The organism is Thermaurantiacus sp. (assembly GCF_053487655.1).
In genome coordinates this window covers 1-17688 of the sequence record NZ_JBRCLD010000043.1, presented here as the reverse complement: position 1 = coordinate 17688, position 17688 = coordinate 1, and the positions used below count along the sequence as shown (strand labels likewise).

The 17688-nt window shown below is 66.5% G+C and carries 14 protein-coding genes, 2 pseudogenes and 2 riboswitches; of the genes and pseudogenes, 4 read left to right on the top strand and 12 right to left on the bottom strand.

Going from position 1 to position 17688, the window contains the following annotated elements:
• The 5 genes and pseudogenes from ACWIQA_RS04370 to ACWIQA_RS04350 form a co-directional block, all read right to left on the bottom strand.
• Window positions 1-371, bottom strand: a pseudogene (locus tag ACWIQA_RS04370) (aminomethyl-transferring glycine dehydrogenase subunit GcvPB); the annotation flags it as partial.
• Window positions 368-1753 (bottom strand): aminomethyl-transferring glycine dehydrogenase subunit GcvPA, encoded by a 1386-nt coding sequence (gcvPA, locus tag ACWIQA_RS04365; protein ID WP_448581846.1) that lies wholly within the window; start codon window positions 1751-1753, stop codon window positions 368-370. The pseudogene ACWIQA_RS04370 and the gene gcvPA, both read right to left, overlap by 4 nt.
• A gap of 235 nt (window positions 1754-1988) precedes the next feature.
• Window positions 1989-2357 (bottom strand): glycine cleavage system protein GcvH, encoded by a 369-nt coding sequence (gene gcvH, locus ACWIQA_RS04360; RefSeq protein ID WP_448581845.1) that lies wholly within the window; start codon window positions 2355-2357, stop codon window positions 1989-1991.
• 11 nt (window positions 2358-2368) lie between these two features.
• Window positions 2369-3496, bottom strand: a complete 1128-nt coding sequence (gene gcvT / locus ACWIQA_RS04355; protein ID WP_448581844.1) for a glycine cleavage system aminomethyltransferase GcvT — start codon at window positions 3494-3496, stop codon at window positions 2369-2371.
• A gap of 39 nt (window positions 3497-3535) precedes the next feature.
• Window positions 3536-3651, bottom strand: a riboswitch (glycine riboswitch).
• 4 nt (window positions 3652-3655) lie between these two features.
• A riboswitch (glycine riboswitch) is annotated at window positions 3656-3756 on the bottom strand.
• A gap of 78 nt (window positions 3757-3834) precedes the next feature.
• A complete protein-coding gene (locus ACWIQA_RS04350; RefSeq protein WP_448581843.1) occupies window positions 3835-4806 on the bottom strand; it encodes a zinc-binding dehydrogenase in 972 nt (323 codons plus the stop codon).
• 94 nt (window positions 4807-4900) lie between these two features.
• On the opposite strand from ACWIQA_RS04350, the gene ACWIQA_RS04345 reads away from it, so the two are divergent.
• A complete protein-coding gene (locus ACWIQA_RS04345; protein WP_448581842.1) occupies window positions 4901-6505 on the top strand; it encodes an AMP-binding protein in 1605 nt (534 codons plus the stop codon).
• 10 nt (window positions 6506-6515) lie between these two features.
• On the opposite strand, the gene ACWIQA_RS04340 is transcribed toward ACWIQA_RS04345, so the two are convergent.
• From ACWIQA_RS04340 to ACWIQA_RS04330, 3 genes are read right to left on the bottom strand one after another with little or no spacing between them, the layout of a single operon-like run.
• A complete protein-coding gene (locus ACWIQA_RS04340; protein WP_448581841.1) occupies window positions 6516-8885 on the bottom strand; it encodes a CHASE2 domain-containing protein in 2370 nt (789 codons plus the stop codon).
• The gene (locus ACWIQA_RS04335; protein WP_448581840.1) at window positions 8875-10554 is read right to left on the bottom strand and encodes a FecR domain-containing protein; all 1680 of its coding nucleotides are present in this window, start codon (window positions 10552-10554) and stop codon (window positions 8875-8877) included. Before ACWIQA_RS04335 ends, ACWIQA_RS04340 begins: the two co-directional genes overlap by 11 nt.
• A complete protein-coding gene (locus ACWIQA_RS04330) occupies window positions 10551-11303 on the bottom strand; it encodes a response regulator transcription factor (RefSeq protein WP_448581839.1) in 753 nt (250 codons plus the stop codon). The genes ACWIQA_RS04335 and ACWIQA_RS04330 overlap by 4 nt, the downstream gene beginning before the upstream one ends.
• Window positions 11304-11565: 262 nt before the next feature.
• Here ACWIQA_RS04330 and ACWIQA_RS04325 point away from each other — a divergent pair, with 262 nt between their 5' ends.
• A complete protein-coding gene (locus ACWIQA_RS04325; protein WP_448581838.1) occupies window positions 11566-11820 on the top strand; it encodes an SWIB/MDM2 domain-containing protein in 255 nt (84 codons plus the stop codon).
• Between the two features lie 15 nt (window positions 11821-11835).
• On the opposite strand, the gene ACWIQA_RS04320 is transcribed toward ACWIQA_RS04325, so the two are convergent.
• From ACWIQA_RS04320 to ACWIQA_RS04305, 4 genes are read right to left on the bottom strand one after another with little or no spacing between them, the layout of a single operon-like run.
• Window positions 11836-13008 (bottom strand): NAD(P)/FAD-dependent oxidoreductase, encoded by a 1173-nt coding sequence (locus ACWIQA_RS04320; RefSeq protein WP_448581837.1) that lies wholly within the window; start codon window positions 13006-13008, stop codon window positions 11836-11838.
• A complete protein-coding gene (locus ACWIQA_RS04315; protein WP_448581836.1) occupies window positions 13005-13721 on the bottom strand; it encodes a methyltransferase domain-containing protein in 717 nt (238 codons plus the stop codon). The genes ACWIQA_RS04320 and ACWIQA_RS04315 overlap by 4 nt, the downstream gene beginning before the upstream one ends.
• A 37-nt stretch (window positions 13722-13758) precedes the next feature.
• On the bottom strand, window positions 13759-14874 hold the full coding sequence (locus ACWIQA_RS04310; protein WP_448581835.1) for a type III polyketide synthase: 1116 nt from the start codon (window positions 14872-14874) through the stop codon (window positions 13759-13761).
• Window positions 14875-14919: 45 nt separating this feature from the next.
• Window positions 14920-15828, bottom strand: coding sequence for a tyrosine-type recombinase/integrase (locus ACWIQA_RS04305; RefSeq protein WP_448581834.1), 909 nt, complete (start codon window positions 15826-15828; stop codon window positions 14920-14922).
• Window positions 15829-15961: 133 nt separating this feature from the next.
• Between ACWIQA_RS04305 and ACWIQA_RS04300 the strand changes: the two genes are divergently transcribed.
• Window positions 15962-17326 (top strand): DNA recombination protein RmuC, encoded by a 1365-nt coding sequence (locus tag ACWIQA_RS04300; protein ID WP_448581833.1) that lies wholly within the window; start codon window positions 15962-15964, stop codon window positions 17324-17326.
• A gap of 32 nt (window positions 17327-17358) precedes the next feature.
• Window positions 17359-17688: pseudogene (locus ACWIQA_RS04295) on the top strand (imidazoleglycerol-phosphate dehydratase); the annotation flags it as partial.

Here is a 17688-nt window from a genome sequence, read left to right as displayed (position 1 = left end):
TGGATGTCGGCAAAGCCGGGAAGCCGCGCCAGCTTCTCGTTCAAGCGCGGGTTGTGCTTCATGGTGCAGGAGCCAAGCGGGAACAGGCCAAGGTCGATCCCGTAATTCTGCCGCGACAGCCGCGTATAGTGGCGGACGGCTTCCCCCTCAGCGAGGCCAGGAAGACCGATGGTGCCGCGCCGCTCGAGGCCGGCGAGGCGGGACTGGTGCTCGGGGACGGGCTCGAGATCAACACCAGAGGTCGTCGTGTCACCCAGCTCGAAGATGAGGGGCTCTTCCAGCATCAGGGCACGGTTGCCGGAGAATGTGGGTGCGGTGGACGCAGCAGCAGCCGCTGGTGCAGTGGGGCGTTGGGTGCCAAGAATGCTCATGCGCCGGCATACTCCGTGGCAAGGGTTTCGGTGAGCGCGCGCGCGAGCGCGTCGATGTCGGAGGGTGCGACGCACTCGGTCGCGGCGACCAGAAGAACATTGGCAAGGCCAGGGTGCTCCGGCCACAGCCGTGTTGCAGCAACCCCGCCGAGCACGCCCATCCCGGCCATGTCCCGGAGCGCGGCGCGGGCCGGGACCGGGAGGCGGATGGCGAACTCGTTGAAGAAGCAGGGGGTCAGCAGCTCGACTCCGGGGATGGCGGCGAGCCGATCGGCCGTCTGGCAGGCGCGGGCGTGATTGAGCTGCGCGAGGTGCCTCAGCCCCTTTTCGCCGAGCAGGGTGAGGTGGATGGTGAAGGCGAGGCTCATGAGGCCCGAATTGGTGCAGATGTTGCTCGTCGCCTTCTCCCGGCGGATGTGCTGCTCGCGCGTTGAAAGGGTGAGCACGAAGCCGCGGCGGCCTTCCGCATCGACGGTCTCGCCGGTAAGGCGCCCTGGCATCTGCCGGACATGCTTCTCCCGCGCTGCGAACAGGCCGAGGTGGGGCCCGCCGAACTGGAGGCCGACCCCGAGCGACTGGCCTTCGCCCACGACGATGTCGGCGCCCATCTCGCCGGGTGCGCGGATCGCGCCGAGCGCGACCACCTCGGTCACCACGACGATGAGGAGCGCGCCCTTTGCGTGGGCTGCCGCGGCAAGCTCCGAGAGATCGGCGATATGGCCGAAGACATCGGGATATTGCACCACGACCGCACTGGTCTCGCTATCGATGCCCTCCAGAAGTGCGGCAAGATCATCGCCTGGCGGCTGACGCGCGGGTTCTGGCGCGCCGGTGACGAGCTGGTCCCCGGTGAAGCGGGCGAGCGTTCGGGCGGCGCGGACATAATGGGGGTGGACCCCGGCCGAGACGAGGGTCTTCGCCCGCCTTGTGACCCGCCGGGCCATGAAGATGGCCTCGGTCATCGCGGTTGAGCCATCATACATCGAGGCATTGGCGACCTCCATTGCGAACAGGCGGGCGACCTGGGTCTGGAACTCGAAGAGATATTGCAGAGTCCCTTGCGCGATTTCCGGCTGGTAGGGCGTGTAGGAAGTCAGGAACTCGCCGCGCTGGATGAGATGGTCGACGCTTGCCGGCACATGGTGGCGGTAGGCGCCGGCGCCGAGGAAGAAGGGGTGGTCGGCCGCAGCCATGTTGCGCCCGGCAAGGCGGCGGAGCTCGCGCTCGACCAGCATTTCGGGCATGTGACGGGGAAGACCTTCGATTGGGCCGGCTAGGCGGGCCTCCTCGGGCACGTCGACGAAGAGATCGTCGATCGAGGCAGCACCTACCGCTTTTAGCATTGCGGCACGGTCTTCAGGAGTGAGAGGCAGGTAGCGCATCAGCAGTCTCCAGGCGTTCGAGCCTGCCAGCGCAGGCAGCGAGTATCAGCGATCAAGGGGCCGCATGGGAGTGCCACGGCAAGCTCTGGCGCCGGCGCTGCCAGGATCGAACAGTCGGGCTTGATATGGCTTGGCGCAGGCATCCGCGATTTCGCACTGCCGGCTGCACGCGCACCCGCGCTCAGCGCTGGCCTGAGGCCGGCAGGCACATGACCGACGGCCGCGTTCCTGCGCATCAGCGGGTACCGAGGAAGGCCTCGTAGGCGGCTCTGTCCATCAGCCCCTCGAGTTCAGACGGGTCGGAAAGGGTGAGGCGAAAGAACCAGCCCTCGCCTTCTGCCTGTTCGTTCACGAGCGCAGGATTATCAGCAAGCGCCGCATTGACCTCGGTCACCGTGCCTGAGACTGGCGCATAGACATCAGCTGCAGTCTTGACGGATTCCACGACGGCTGCCTCCTTGCCGCGCTCGACAACCCGGCCAGGCTCGGGCAGCTCGACAAAGACGATGTCGCCAAGCTGGCCTTGCGCATACTCGGTGATGCCGACGGTCGCGCTCCTTCCCTCGACTTCGATCCACTCATCCTGGGCGGTGTAGTAGCGCATGTCGAACTCCCTCAGCGTGCGTAGTTTTTCTGCCAGAAGGGAAGCGGGACAACGCGCGCTGGAAGCCGCCTCTCCCTGACCTCGATTTCAAGCGCAGTGCCATCGGCTGCATGCGTTGACGCAACCATCCCCATGGCGATCGGCCCACCGACGGACGGGCCGAAGCCGCCTGACGTCACCACCCCGACCTCCTTGTCACCAGCATGGATGATTGCGCCCTCACGCACAGGCTGGCGGCCTTCGGGCCTGAGGCCAACGCGCTTCCTCGCCGGGCCATCAAAGAGCGCGCGCAAGATCCGCGCTGCGCCCGGAAAGCCGCCTTCCCGCTTGCGTCGCTTGGAAATGGCGAAGGCGAGGCCGGCTTCCACGGGCTCGGTTTCAGGCGTAAGATCATGGCCATAGAGCGGAAGCCCAGCTTCGAGCCGAAGCGAATCGCGTGCACCCAGGCCGATGGGCTTGACCTCTGGATCGGCGAGCAGAGCCTCGGCCAGCTGCGCGGCTGCAGCTGCTTCGACGGAAATCTCGAAGCCGTCTTCGCCCGTGTAGCCGGAGCGTGAGATGGAAAGCTTCACATCCTGCCAGCGATAAGGACTGGCAGCCATGAATTTGAGCGCCTCAACGGAAGGCGTACCGACCCCCTCGGGCACAACGCCAAGCCGGACAAGCACGGCAGCAGCTTCCGGCCCCTGCAGAGCGAGAAGTGCAAGATCCTCACGATGGACAAGCGCAAGGCCAGGCGCGAGCCGGGCGTGCAGGTGGGCGATGTCGGCGGCCTTGGTCGCGCCATTGACGACGAGATGGAGATGCTCCCCACCGTTGGTGACCATGAGATCGTCAAGAATGCCGCCGTCTTCGGCGAGCAGCAGCGAATAGCGCATGCGCCCCTTCGGAAGGCCGAGGAAGTCACCGGGGCAGAGCGTCTCAAGCCAGGCGGCCGCACCGGGGCCGGAAATGGTCAGCTGGCCCATATGGGAGACGTCGAAAAGGCCGGCGTGCGCCCGCGTCCAGCGATGCTCGGCGATTACGCCCTCTGGGTATTGGACTGGCATGGCATAGCCGGCGAAAGGGACCATCCGCCCGCCGAGCTGGCGGTGGAGCAAATCAAGCGGAAGACGCTTCAGGTTTGGATCGACGGCCATCCCGCATCCCGCGCAGCCGGACAGCAAGACGCCGCCCGCCCGCCCCCGCCTGTCACGAGACCTGAGAGCTTTCGCGAACCCCCGGCTTCCGCCGGCTCGGCCGCTTACCCCTTCGGCGGCCCCAGTTCCCCGGAGCGCTTTCCAGACTGTCGGCGGGATGGCAGGCGCGCGGTCCTTTTGCCTGAGAGATTCCGGGGGCGGTTGCTCCTTCGGCGGCTCGGCCTTTTCCGGAAGGCCGAACTCTCTCCCGCGCATCTGCTCGCGAGGTGCCCCCCGCGACCGACGTGAACCTTTTGCCCCAGCGCTGGCCTCCGGTCAATCGCAGCAATGGCCTGCGGTCAGCCGTCGCAGCGGATGACGGCCTTGCCGATAAGTGTCCCTGCCGCCATGGCGCGGAAGGCCTCAGGCGCTTCCGCAAGGGGAAGCTCACACCCGACATGGGGGCGGAGCTTGCCAGCCTCGGCAAGAGCATCAATCGCATGGAGGTGGCGGCGGCCGGCCTCCGGGTCTTGCCGGCCGGCCTCGCCTGCGCGCACGCCGATGATGGACACGCCCTTCAGAAGCACCAGGTTCAACGGCAGTGCGACCGGCGGGCCGCCAACGAAGCCGATGACAAGATAACGCCCGCCCCATGCCAACGCCGAAAGCGCAGGAAGAACAAGCGCACCGCCGACCGGGTCGAAGACGAGGTTGCAACGCCTCCTGACGCTCGCGAGGTCGGGTACAGCGCGGTCGAGCAGCAAGGTCTCGTGCGCGCCCGCAGCGCAAGCGGCGGCGAGCTTTTCCGATGCCGAAGCCGCCGCAACAACATGGGCGCCGAGTGCGGCCCCCATCGCAACCGCGGCAAGACCCATCCCGCCGCCGGCACCGAGCACGAGGAGGCGCTCGCCTGCCTCGAGACCACCGCGCGCCACCAGCGCAACATGGGCGGTCAGTGCCCCTGTGGTGAAGCCCGCCGCCTCGCTGTCGGACAGGCTTTCCGGCGCCGGCCGGAGCTGGGCGAGCGGAACTGTGATCCGCTCGGCAAGGAGGCCGGTGCGCCCACCGACCAGCATGCGGGCGCCGAGCAGATCGGCTGCTACTCCCTCGCCGACGGCAATCACCCGCCCCACGCCTTCCATGCCCGGCGTGAAGGGAAGCGCAGGCCGATATTGGTAGCCGCCGGAAAGCATGAGGAGATCGGGATAGTTGAGGCCGACGGCAACCATCGCAACCGTCGCCTCGCCGGGGCCCGGGGGCGGCGGCTCGGGAACATCGGCGAGGGTGAGCGCGTCGATCCCCCGAAGCTCCGCCACCCGCCACGCCCGCATCGCCCACTCCCTCGACCCTCACGAATAGCAGCGGGTTGCATGGCTGCGCCACCCTCGCCAGATTGACGAGAAGGGATGGTGCGGGAGGTGCGGCATGTGGACGTTCGGCCAAGTCTATGAGGCGCTCGGGAGCAGGCTCGGCAGCGCGCCGGCGCTCATCCATGGCGACACCGTCATCGACTGGGCAAGCTACGACCGCATGACGAACGCCTTGGCCCGGGCGTTCCTGGCCGCTGGCGCCGGGCCAGACAGCAAGGTCGCCCACCTCATGCGCAATTCGCCGGCCTATCTTCTGACGACCGGGGCCGCGTTCAAGGCGCGGATGGTGCATGTCAATGTCAACTACCGCTATGCCGCCGCCGAGCTGCACTATATCCTCGACAATTCGGACGCCCATGTTGTCGTGTTTGACGCCGAGTTCGCCGGCTTGATGGAGGAGATCCGCCACGCGCTCCCGCAGGTAAGGCTCTGGCTGCAGGTGGGGGGCACGCCGCCAGCCTGGGCCGGAGCCTTCGCCGCAGCGACGGAGGGGCCGGCCGAGCCGATCGACGCTGACCATCGCTACGGTGACCTCTTCTTCATCTACACTGGCGGCACGACGGGCATGCCCAAGGGCGTGATGTGGGAGCAGGGCGCCATTTTCACGCTGCTCGGCGGCGGGGCGCCAGCGCTGTTTTCCGAGCCTCCGGCTTCGCTGGGGGCGCATGTGGAAGCTGTTCTTGCCAACCCGGCGCGGCGCAAGGCGCTGGTTTTGCCACCACTCATGCACGGCACCGGGCTTCTCATGGGGATTTACGCCCTGGCGCTCGGCGGCACGGTCATCACCCAGGCGAAGCGCAGCTTCGATGCGGAAGATGCGCTGCGGCTTGCGGCATTTCATCGACCCGATCTCGCTGTCATCGTCGGGGATGCCTTCGCCCGGCCCATCTTGCGCGCCCTCGAGGCCGGCGGCAGCGCAGTGGCGGGCGCGCTCGACAGTCTGAAGGTTATGATCTCGTCGGGCACCATGTGGTCCCCGGAAGTGAAGGCGGGTCTGCTGCGCCATGCCCCCAACCTCATGTGTGTCGACAGCTATGGCTCGTCCGAAGGGCTTGGCTATGGGACGTCGGTCTCGACATCTGCAGCGCCAGATGCTCCAACCCGGTTCCAGCACGATCCCAACACGATCGTTCTTGATGAAGACATGCGCCCAATCGCGCCGGGCTCGGGCAAGATCGGCCGCATTGCCCGCACCGGCTTGGTTCCGCTCGGCTACTGGAAAGATCCGGAGAAGAGCGCGAAGACGTTCGTGGAGATCGACGGACGGCGCTATACCATCCCTGGCGATTTTGCGATGCTCGACACCGATGGCAGTATTGTCCTGCTTGGACGCGGTTCGCAGTGCATCAACACTGGCGGCGAAAAAGTTTTCCCCGAGGAGGTGGAGGAAGCGCTGAAGACGCACCCGGCCGTCGAGGATGCCCTCGTCTTCGGCGTTCCCGACGAGACCTGGGGCCAGGCGGTCACTGCTGTTGCCGAGAGCCGGGCGCCAGTCACCGAGGCAGAACTCATCGCTCATGTGAAGGCGAGCCATGCGCATTACAAGGCGCCCAAGCGCGTGGTGCTGGTTGAGAAGGTGCCGCGCGCCCCTAATGGCAAGCCCGATTATGATGCAGCTCGGGCTCTGGCAGCGGGTGCTGGGATCCGGACTGCAGCTTAAGCCCTGCTGATCAGCGGTCTTCGCTGGCCAGCGGGAGCACGAACCCGAAGGCGGCTCCCGCGCCTGGGGTCGAGTGTGCGAACACCTGCCCACCGTGCCGCTCGACCACGCGCTTCACGAAGGGAAGACCGAGGCCGGCACCTGCTTCCGCCGGCTGCCCCTCGGCCGGGGCGAGACGGTGGAACGGCTCCCAGACGAGAGTGAGGTCACTTGCGGCAATTCCAGGCCCCCAATCTCGTACTGTCAGCCGCGCTTGGCCACATTCGAGCTCAATCGACGCGCGAACGGGACTGCCACCGCCGTATTTGAGCGCATTGCCAAGAAGGTTCTGGATCGAGCGGGTGAGAAGCGCCCGGTCGCCCCGGACCAGCACCTCGATCTCCGGCAGATCGGTTGCCATGCGCACGCCACGAGTGTGCGCCTGCGGCCAGAGGTCATCGACGGCATCGACCAGCGCCTCGGCGAGATCCATCAATGCCATCGAGGGCGTGACGGTTCCGGCACGAGCAAACTGGACATACTGGTCGGCAAGTTCGAGAGTCTGGCGCGCGTAGCGCGCGATGCGATCCGCCAACGCCGGGGGAAGCGCCCTGGCCTCGGTTGCAAGAAGTGCGAGGATCGAGGCTTGGGGGCTGCGCATGTCGTGGGTCAAAAGCTTCAGCGCCTCTTCGCGCTGGCGCTCGGCCGCGCGCAGGCGCGTGATGTCAGCAAGGCGCAGGATCCACCCCAACGGTGCCCCCCGGTCATCGGAGAAGAAAGCAAAGCGCACGTCAAGGACTCGGCCGTCCGTGAGCCGCCATTCGCACGGCTCCTCGGCTGGCATGGCACCGGGGCCAAGCCGTGCCAGGGACGGGAGGACCTCGGCCTCGCCATCGGCGAGTACTGGCGCAAACGCTCCAAGGACGTCAGCAACAGGCGCGCCTTCGGGATCACCGCCGAAATAGGGTGAAAGAAGCGCGCGCGCTGCCTCATTGACGATGAGGACGCGGCCGTCGAGGTCGGTGACCAGCGTTGCATCAGGAAGGCTGTCGAGCGATTCCGCAATGAACCGCTTGAGGTTCCGCACATCCTCAATGGCACCGTGCATGAGGGCGACCTGCCGCTCGACCGGGTCCCCCACTGGCACCTCGCGCTCGCCGCGCAGGAAACCGCCTTCGCCGGCCAGTGCTTCAAGCTCGGTTGCCATGTAGCGGTTGGCAAAATCGAGCCGGCGCCAACCCCAGAGCGGAAACAGAAGCATCAGCGCGACCAGCGCATTGGCCGGCGGCACCCACCAGCCGCCCAACACCAGAGAGGCCGAGGTGGCAAGGACAGCGATCGAAAGTCCCGCGCCGATCCAAAGATTGGTCCGTGGCCGCAGCAGAAGCAGGCCCGTCATCAGCAGCAGCACAGGCGCAAGCGCAAAAGCGAGCTGCACAGGCGGCGTGACCACCCGGATCACGTCGTTGCTGCGGGCACTGTCGAGGGCATTGGCCAGAAGCTCGACACCAGCCATCGTCTCCGCCTGGCCCGAGACGGGCGTTGCAAACCGGTCGCCCAAGCCGGCGCCCGTCGCACCGACCAGGATAATCCGGCCAGCCAGATAGGCGCGCGGGATCCGGCCCTGAAGAACGTCGATGAACGAGGCATGGCGGTAGCCACCGGGAGCCGGCGCGAAGCGGATCCGAACCTCGCGTGTGCCGAACAGCCGGGCACCCTGTGGCGGCAGCACGGCGCCAACTGGTGCACCACTGGCCCGGGCGGCGACCACATCGACAAAATGCGGCAGTGGCGTCCCGTCAGCAAGCGAGAGATGCTCAACTGCGCGAAGAACCCCGTCCCGGTCGGGCCTGAGGCTCGCATGGCCGACTGCTGCTGCCGCCTGTGCCAGCGCTCCAGTGGGCAGAAGCAAGTCGGATGCGCGACCATCCGTTCCGGGCACGTCGATGAGGTAGGGCAAGACGACATTGCCAGCCCGGGCAATCGCATCGGCAAGGGCAACATCATCGGCAGCACTGGCGGAAGGCTCTAGAAAGAGGACATCGTAGCCAATGACTGCAGCTCCGGCCTCCCGCAGCCGGTCGATGAGCTCGGCATGCCGCCGCCGCGGCCAGGGCCACTCGCCGAGCGCCTGCAAGCTGCGGTTGTCGATGGCAACGATTTGGATGTCGGCTGACGGGGTTCGTGGCTTGAGGCGGAGCACCGCATCGTAGAGCAGATTGTCGAGCCGCTCGAACGGCCGGGTCCAGGTCGCGATGCCGACCGCCACAATCGCTGCCAAGAGCAGTCCCACCCACTCGAAGAGCAGGCCGCGCTTGGCGGTCAGCCGACCAAGCCTCCCGATCGCAGAAGCGCGATTCTCCTGCCCTGCTTCGGCGCGCGGGCGCGGTTCAGGGCGCACCCGCTCTCCTGCCATTGGCCGCGCGCTGCGCACGGCGCGCTCTCAGGCCCAGACCGATCATCCCGAAGCCCGTGATGACGAGCGCCCAGGTCGCGGGCTCAGGCACGAGGGCAAGGGCCGGCGCCCGTCCGGGCAACCCTGGCGGAAGCGAGGGCGGAACAGGCAGGGGGGAACCAGGGTCGGTGTGAACTGGTGGCACCACTCCGCCAGGAACCGGAAGGAGGGGGCCCGGTTCAAGAAGGCGTGGGGTAGACGAAGCAGGCGGCGCGGCAGGAAGTGTGAGCGCAATGGCCCGGCCGAAGCCGCTGCCCAATCCACCCCAAAGCGGCACAGCGGGCAGCTTCTGGGCGGCCAAGCCTGGCCCGAGCGACCACAGTGGGGGGTTGCCACCGCCAGCCGCAGCCAACTCGAGCCCTGCAGCTGTATCGCCTTCCTCAAGCAGCCCCCCACTCAACACTTGAGCAACGGGCGCAGGCTGGACAAGTCCAGCAAAGGCCTCCTCCAGACCACCAGCCTCTCTTCTTCCTGCTGACTCCTGCCCGGCGCCGGGCTCCCCGTTGCCAGGCGACGCGAGATCTGCCCCGCCCCCTGACGCTGCGGCCGCGCGCTCGGAGATGTCAAAGCTGAAATGGGCTGGCATCCCTTCCAGCCCCTCAGCTGTCACCGCAGTAACAACAAGATGGTAGCGGCCGGAGGCCAGGCCGGAGATGGCAAAGCGGCCATTGGCGGACTCGATCTCCGCCAGCGGGTCGCGCATCTCCGGGTCGGTCGCAACGATGGCACGGAAGGTGCGGCCAGCTTCCGGCCGCACGGCAAAGCGGGCCGTCGCACCCGCCTGCAACGCTGGCATGTCGAGTGGGACCGGAGGTGCTGGCAGCGGAGTGACTGCGCCGGGACCAGCAGCCGAGAAGACGAGGCCAGTGCCGGCGGGAAGCAGGCGTTCGGGGGCGGCCCCGGCCGTCACGCCGACCCGGCCTTCGAGGACGCCTGCTGACGCCCGCGCTGCGCCCGGCGTGTAGCGCACCCGAAACGCCGTCCCGCGCACGGCTGCAACGCCGACCGGGGTTGTCACTTCGTGCCGGCTGGTGGGGTCTGCAAGTGGCACCACGCGGGCCGACGTGCCGCCTGAAATCAACCGAATGCGCCGGTCGAGTGCACCATTGAGGCTGTAGCGGCGCAGCCGGTCAAAACGGATGGCGCTTGAAGTCGGCAGCGAAATCTCGCTGCCGTCGGGGAGACGAAGCGTCACAAACCCGGCCGTGCCAGTCTCAACCCCTTCACCTTCACCGACCAAGAGCCCGATTTGGGCCGGACGGGTTGTGCCGCCTGCATGAACGCGGACGTCGCCCCGGAAGGATGTCACTGCGGCCTTTGCCGGCGTGCGGCGCAGCCACGCCGTATCAAGCCGCAGCCGCATGCCCGGGGAGAGCGGCCGCATGGGATCAACGCTGGCAAGCAGCCGGGCATTCGCTGCGCGGGCATTGCGCCAGAGCGCAGGATCGCGGAAATGCGCTTCGGCAAGGGCAATCAGCGTGTCTCCAGGCCCGGTCTCATAGACGACGAAGTCCCCGCCTTCCGCTGCCGACGCGAACATGACTGGCCCAGCCGCCCAATGCGGGACGGAGGCAGAAGTCATCAGCAGCAGAAGTGGAGCGATGTAGGGGATCATGGACTGGCTGGGGGCGCCTCCTCCTGGGTTCCTGTCAAAACCGCGGCATTCATGCCCGCCTGCGGACCGGCACGCTCAAGCCGGTAGCCATGGGAATAGACCGGAAGCAGTCTGTAGCCGGACTCGGCGCGCAAGTGAAGTTTGGCGCGGATTTTGGAGACATGGGTGTCAAGCGTGCGCGACTCAATGTCGGCCGCTGTCCCCCAGACGGTCTCAAGGAGCCAGGATCGCGCAAGCGGTCGTGCCAGATTCTCGAAGAAGGTGAGTGCTAGCGCAAATTCCTTGGAGGTGAGCTTCACTTCCCGGTCATGGAAGCGCACCGTCTCCTTGGCCCGGTCAAAGCTATAGGGGCCAAAGGTGACCACCGGCGCGGCTGGCCTTTGCATTGCAGCCCGGCGGTGGATGGCCTCGACTCGGGCGAGGAACACTTCTGGCACCAACGGCTTGACAATGTAATCGTCAGCACCTGCCTCAAGGCCTCTTACCACATCCGCATGATCCGCCCGGGAGGTGAGCATCAGCACTGGCGTCCCGGAGTAAGGACCCTGGCGGAGCAGCCGGAGCACTTCGACTCCATCGAACCCCGGCATGCACCAGTCGAGCACGACGAGATCATAGGTCTCATGGCGCAGCCGGCTGATGAGCATTCGACCCGATGTCATCATGTCGCAATGATGCCCCGAATCCTCGAGAAGGGTGCGCACCAGTTCGGCCTGGGCCCGGTCATCATCCACGACTGCGCAGCGCATGGTCGGCTCCATCCGTCGAAGGGCACTTATCCTAGCACGATAGCAGGGGAAAGAATGTTAATGATGTTTGCATGTGCCCGCTGCTTGCGCCTGGGCGCGGCTGGATTGTGCAGGAGACCGCACCTGCGCACGCGAAATTATGCCACCAAACGCAACTCCCCCATTGAGTTTAGAGAAAGTTTCAGCGCATGGCCTCCACTATGCCCCGGAGACTGCGGCTCCGTGGGAAGATTGCGGTCTTTGGGTGAAGGGAGAAGGAGCAATGGCAAGCAAGAAACCGAATGCGCTGCAGACACCGCTTGTGCCCTCGGACGAGCTCGCGGCAATCGTCGGCAAAGAGCCGGTGGCGCGGGGCGAGGCGGTCAAGCGCGTGTGGGACTATATCAAGGCGAACAACCTGCAGGATTCCAAGGACAAGCGGCGGATCAACGCGGATGCAACGCTAAAGCGCGTGTTCGGACGCGACAGCTGCACCATGTTTGAGATGAACAAATATCTGGCCAAGCACCTGAAATAGGCGCATGCATCGGCCCTAGGCGAAGCTTCCAATCCGGTTTGGACGGCCCGCAGCAACCGCTGCGACCGCTTCGGGCCTGAGCCTCGTCAGCCGGGCCGAGAGGGTGAGGAGGCCAGGCACGATGCCGGCAAGGGTGACCAGCCCGCGCTGGCGGACTGGCCCCTCGCCCACAAACTTCTGCAGAAAAGTGGCGCGCGCGACTGCGGGTGCAGCATCGCGGAGCAGCGCCCGAGCATAGGCCGGCGCGCCCTGCCCGTCGAGAATCGCCTGTGCAGCAAGGCGGGCGCCATGAAGCGAGAGCCCCATGCCGTCGCCGGTGAAGCTCGGGATGACAGTTGCCTGGTCGCCGACCGGAAGGCGCATCGCCGGCGCGTCTGGTCTCGGCCGCCAGACATAGCCATAGGGCACGCGACTGATGGCAAGTGGTCGATCGAGCAGCGGTGAAGCCCCGTCGAGCCGTGCGCGAAGATGCGGAGACTGCGCGCACAAGCTGGCCAGAAGCGACTCATAGCGACCGCCGGCGGCCTGATAGCGTTCGGCCGAGACCAACAGGCAGAGGTTGGCCATATGCTGCTCCACCAGCTGCAGCCCGGCATAGCCGCCTTCGAACAGGATGAGCTCGACATGATCGGCAAGCGCTTCGCGCATGGCAGGCCGAAGCCGGAAATAATTCTTGAACCCGAGCTGGTGGTCCAATGTGCCCGCATGCGACCGGAATGCCCCGCGCAACGCATGCTTTCCCGTTGCCACCACGGTGACCGGCGCCGCCATCGGCCCTAGGCTGGTCATGAGTGCGCCATCGGGGGCGAGTGCCCGGACCTGGCAGCCCCGCATCACTTCAACGCCTGCCGCCGCAGCCCGCTCAAGGAGCGCGGCATCGAGGCGGCGGCGCGTGACCGACTTACCCGTAAAGCCAAGCGGTGATGTCACCGCCTTGGCGCCAGCAACGAGCCGCACATGGCGGATGGTAAGGGCGCCGAGGGCAGCGAGATCGACACCAAGATCAGCAAGCGCCGCCTGCGCCTCCCAGGAAAGGAACTCGCCGCAAATGCGGTGTTGGGGGCACTCATCCCGCTCCAGAAGCCGGACTTGGCGGCCAGCCCGTGCAAGCCAGGTGGCAGTAGCTGCACCGGCGAGGCCACCACCAGCCACCAGCACGTCAGCAGCTGACCTCCTTCTGCTCGTCATGGCCGCACCCTTTCGACACAAAGCCGGAACGGTAGGTGCCAGCTGACCTTTGCATCGGAAATTCCGGCAGCAGCGAGCAGGCGCACCCAGTCGGCCCGCGTGAACGCCCGTGCGATCGAAAGCGGGCCGTCGTGGCGGACAAGGGGATGCCAGCGCATCACCCCCGCAAGCGCTGCAAACCCATAATAGGCGAACCCGTGGCGGTGGAGATCGTTCACAAACCAGCCGTGGCTCGCTGTCGCCTCCATCCAGACAAGGAAACGGACCACGGCCTCATCGTCGAGATGATGGGCGAAAAGCGCGCTGGTAATGACATGCGGCGCAAAGGCCGAGCCAATGTCGAAGATATCGGCCGTCACCCAGTCGATCGCCATGTCGGATGGCGTTGCTGCCTTTGCAGCTTCCGCAGCGTGGGGGTTGAGGTCAACTCCAGTCAGCCGGGGCACCAGGCCGCGCCGTGTCGCCCACGCATGGATATGGCGCAACATCCCGCCCTGTCCTGAGCCAGCGTCGACCAGCCGCAGCTCGGAACCTTCAGGCCAGTTGGCGGTAAGGCGGGCGAGGAAGCGGAGAGTGGGCCGGGCCGCCAGCGTCAGCCAGTTCACTGTCTCAAGGTCGGCGAGGCAGCAGGCGAACTCCGCTTCGCTTACGACTTCGGTGTCCATCCACTCCGCTTCGTCGGCGCGGCGGGCAAGATCGCGCCAGACAAACAAGGGGCCAGCGCCGCGGCTTCCTTCCGGCGCAGTCGACTCAGAGTCTGCGGAAGCGGAAGGTTTCACAGGCGAGCCCGGGGCCGAAGGCCATGGCAAGACCCGCCTCAGGCCCGTTGCCAGCGCGCGGGGCTGCCAGCAGGCGCTCGAGGATGAACATGATGGTTGCCGATGACATGTTGCCGAAATCGCGCAGCACCGAGCGCGAGGTTGCCAGCCGGTCCGAAGCGAGCTTGAGCCCGGACTCGACGGCATCGAGAATAGCACGACCGCCGGCGTGGACCGCGTAGAGACCATAGTCTTCCGGTCGCTTACCGCGCAGCAGCCCATCGGGCGCATTCCTTATGTCTTCCTCAGCCATGGCAGCCTGGATCCGCCGTGGCACTTCGCCCGACAAGCCAATGTCGAAACCCGTATCACCGATGTCCCAGGTGATGAGCCCGCCGCTTTCCGGAATCGCGATGGAGAGAAAATCCTCAAGGGCAAGGCCTTGCTCGTCTGCAGTCACGAGCGCAGCACTGGCCCCATCGCCGAACAGCATCATCGAAAGCAGGCTTTCAAGATCGCGCGTGTCCTGGAAATGGAGGGTGCAGAGCTCGAGATTGACGACGACGACCTTTGCGACCGGATCAGAGCGGACGATATGGTGGGCCAAGCGCAGCGCATTGACTGCAGCATAGCACCCCATGAAGCCAACGACGGTGCGCTCGACATCGGCGCGCATCCCGGTCCTTCCAATCAGGACCTGGTCAAGCCCTGGCGCCATGAAGCCCGTGCATGAGGCAACCACAAGATGGGTGACCGCTTGCGGGTCCACGCCGAGCTTTTGCACGGCTTCTGCGGCAAGGTCAGGCGCTGTTTCGGCGAAACGCTTCATCCGCTGCGCCGTCGTCGGGAACTTGCCAGGAAAGTAGAAGCCGCCCGCCTCGGTCACAAAGCCGGCCGGATCATAGACTGGCGCCATGGTTGAGAAGCGGCGCTCGATTCCCGACCGGCTGGCCAGCCGGCGGAACAGGATCCGCTCCCGGCTCTCACCCAGCAGATCCTCGACAAACCGCTCAAACGCCCGGTGCACATCATGGGCCGGAACCGCAGTTGCGATCCGGTTGACATGGGCAACGGTTCCAGACCGGGTGGACTCCCCCATGCGACTCATAGCTGCCTGCTTTCGCAGAAGACCCTGGAGCGGTCGAGGGCGGTCTCAGTCTGCAGCTGCGGCTCGGCGCCGCGCCAGGGGGTGCCGCCTGGTGACGAGCTCCACCAGATGCCGTGTCGCCACATGCGTGTAACGCTCCGTCGTTGAAATGTCGGCATGCCCGAGAAGGATCTGCAGGCTTCTCAAGTCAGCGCCGTTCTCGAGCATATGCGTGGCAAAAGCGTGGCGAAGCACGTGCGGGGACACGCGCTCAGGCGGGATGCCGGCCGCAGTTGCAACTTCACGCACCAGGTTGAACAGCTGGGCCCGGGAGAGATGGCCGCGTCTCGACGGGAAGAGATGGGGACTCGTCTTCGGCACATGGGCAAGCCAGCGGGCAACGGCTGCAAGCGCGGGCGGGGACACGGGGACAAGCCGCTCGCGTCCGCCCTTGCCGCAGACGATCGCAACCGGTTCCCCGGCCCGGATCGCATTGCGCGGCAGGGCGACGAGCTCGGACGCGCGCAAGCCTGAACCATAGAGGAGCTCAAAAAGGGCAGCGAGCCGGTCAGACCTGCGCCCCGGCTCCGCCTCCACGCGGCGCGCCACTTCGGCGAGCATCGCCTCGACTTCGGCAAGCGCAAGCGTCCGCGGCAGCGGCCGGCCTGGTCGCACCGGTTCAATCGCTGTCATCGGATCATCGTCCCGCAACCCCTCGGCAACGAGAAAGCCGAAAAAGCGGCGCAGTGCCGAGCGCTTGCGCGCAAGGGTTGCCGTGGCGAGTCCAGCCATTCCGGCAAAAAGGCGGCGCAGGTCTGGCTCGGCCGCCGCGACGAGGCCAGCATCCAGCGCTGCCGACGCTTGGGCAAGGTCGCGGCCATAGGCGAGCTGGGTATTGGAAGCCGCGCCCCGCTCCGCGACAAGCATGTCAAGGAAGAGCGCGATCGCCCTTTGGTCAGAAAGGGGTTCAGCCATGCGCCAATCCCCCCCTATGCTGGAACGGCCAGGAGGGAAACGCGCAAAATTGGGCAAGAGCGACCTCCATTCCGGCCAGCATCATGGCGAAAGGGCGTGACATGGGCAAGGTTGTTCGCCTAATGTTCCTTGTATGGATGCGAGCAACTTGCTGATTCTCCTTGTCGGCCTGCTCGGGCTTTTGGTGGCGCTGGTCTTTGGCTGGCTGGCCTGGGGCCGGCCGCTTGGTGTGGTGCGGGCGGATCTCGCCAGCCGCGCGACCGAGGTGGAGGGGTTGCGCGCGCGGCTCGCAATGGCAGAGCCCGCGCTTGCCCGCGCCGCCGAGCTGGAGGCGAAGCTCGCTGCCGTCGAAGCAATAGCAGCCGAGCGGGACCAAGCGCATGCGCGGCAGCTTGCCCAGCTGCAGGGCGAGTTCCAGCGTCTGGCCGGAGAGGCGCTCGCAAAGGCCCAGGAGCTTTTCACTCAGCAGGCGTCAGAGACGCTGAAGCTGCACCGCGCCGAGGCCGAGAAGGGGCTCGCGGAGAGCAAGGTGGCGCTCTCCGAGCTGATCCAGCCGGTGCGCCAGACGCTGAGCCAGTTCGAGACCGAGCTGAAGGCGCTCGATACCAAGCGCGAACAGGCCTATGGCGCGCTTTCGGAGCAGCTGCTGGCGCTTGCGAAGGCCGAGCAGGCGATGCGCGCCGAGGCGGGCCGGATTGTCGCCGCGCTCAAGGGCTCGGCGAAGGCGACCGGGGCCTGGGGCGAGGCACAACTTCGCCGTGTGCTCGAGGTGGGCGGGCTTGCCGAAGGGATCGACTTCACGATCCAGACGCGCGTGACCGACGGCGATGGCAAGGCGAGTCAGCCGGACGCGATCATCCTCCTGCCCGGCGGGCGCCAGCTCGTGGTGGATGCAAAATGCGCGCTCGACGACCATTTGGCAGCGCAGGAAGCGACCTCCGATCGCGAGCGTGCCGAGGCCCGTGCCCGCCACGCCGCGCGGGTCAGGGCGCATGCGAAATCGCTTGCCGAAAAGGCCTACTGGAACCAGTTCGCCGACGCGCCGGACTTCGTCCTCATGTTCGTGCCGGGCGAGAATTTCCTGACTGCCGCGCTCGAGGAAGACCCGGAAATTCATCTCTGGGCCATGGAACGCCGGGTCCTGCTCGTCGGCCCGACCAACCTGCTCGCCATTGCGCGCGTGGTCGCGATGGTGTGGCGGCAGGAGAAGATGGCGAAGGAGTCGCGCGCCATCGGCGAACTTGGGGCGGAGCTCTACGAGCGCCTCAAGATCATGGCCGGAAAAATGAACAAGGTTGGAAAGAACCTCGACGACACCGCGCGGGCGTGGAACGAGTTCGTCGGCTCGGTCGAGGGCCGCGTGCTGGTGACCGGCCGGAAACTCGGCGAGCTTGGTGCCGACCGCAAGGGCGAGGCGCTGCCCGAGGGCCGCGGCGTCGAAACCGCGCTTCGCCTCGTGCAGGCCGACGAGGCCCGCCAGCTTGCCGACAGAGGTTGAAGGCAGGGCGCAGCCGCCCTAACGCCTGGCCCATGTCTGCCCGCCGTGCCACGATCCACCGCAAGACCAGCGAGACTGCCATCGACGTGCGGCTCGGCCTCGACGGCACGGGCGCGCGCCGGATCGCAACCGGCATCGGCTTCTTCGACCACATGCTCGACCAGCTCGCAAAGCATGCGCTCTTCGATCTCGACCTTGCGGCCAGGGGCGATCTCCATATTGATGCGCACCATACGGTTGAGGACACCGGGCTCGCGCTCGGCCGGGCGATTGCCGAAGCCCTCGGCGACCGGGCCGGGATCACCCGCTACGGCCACGCTCTCATTCCGATGGACGAGACCCTGACCCGGGTCGCGCTCGAC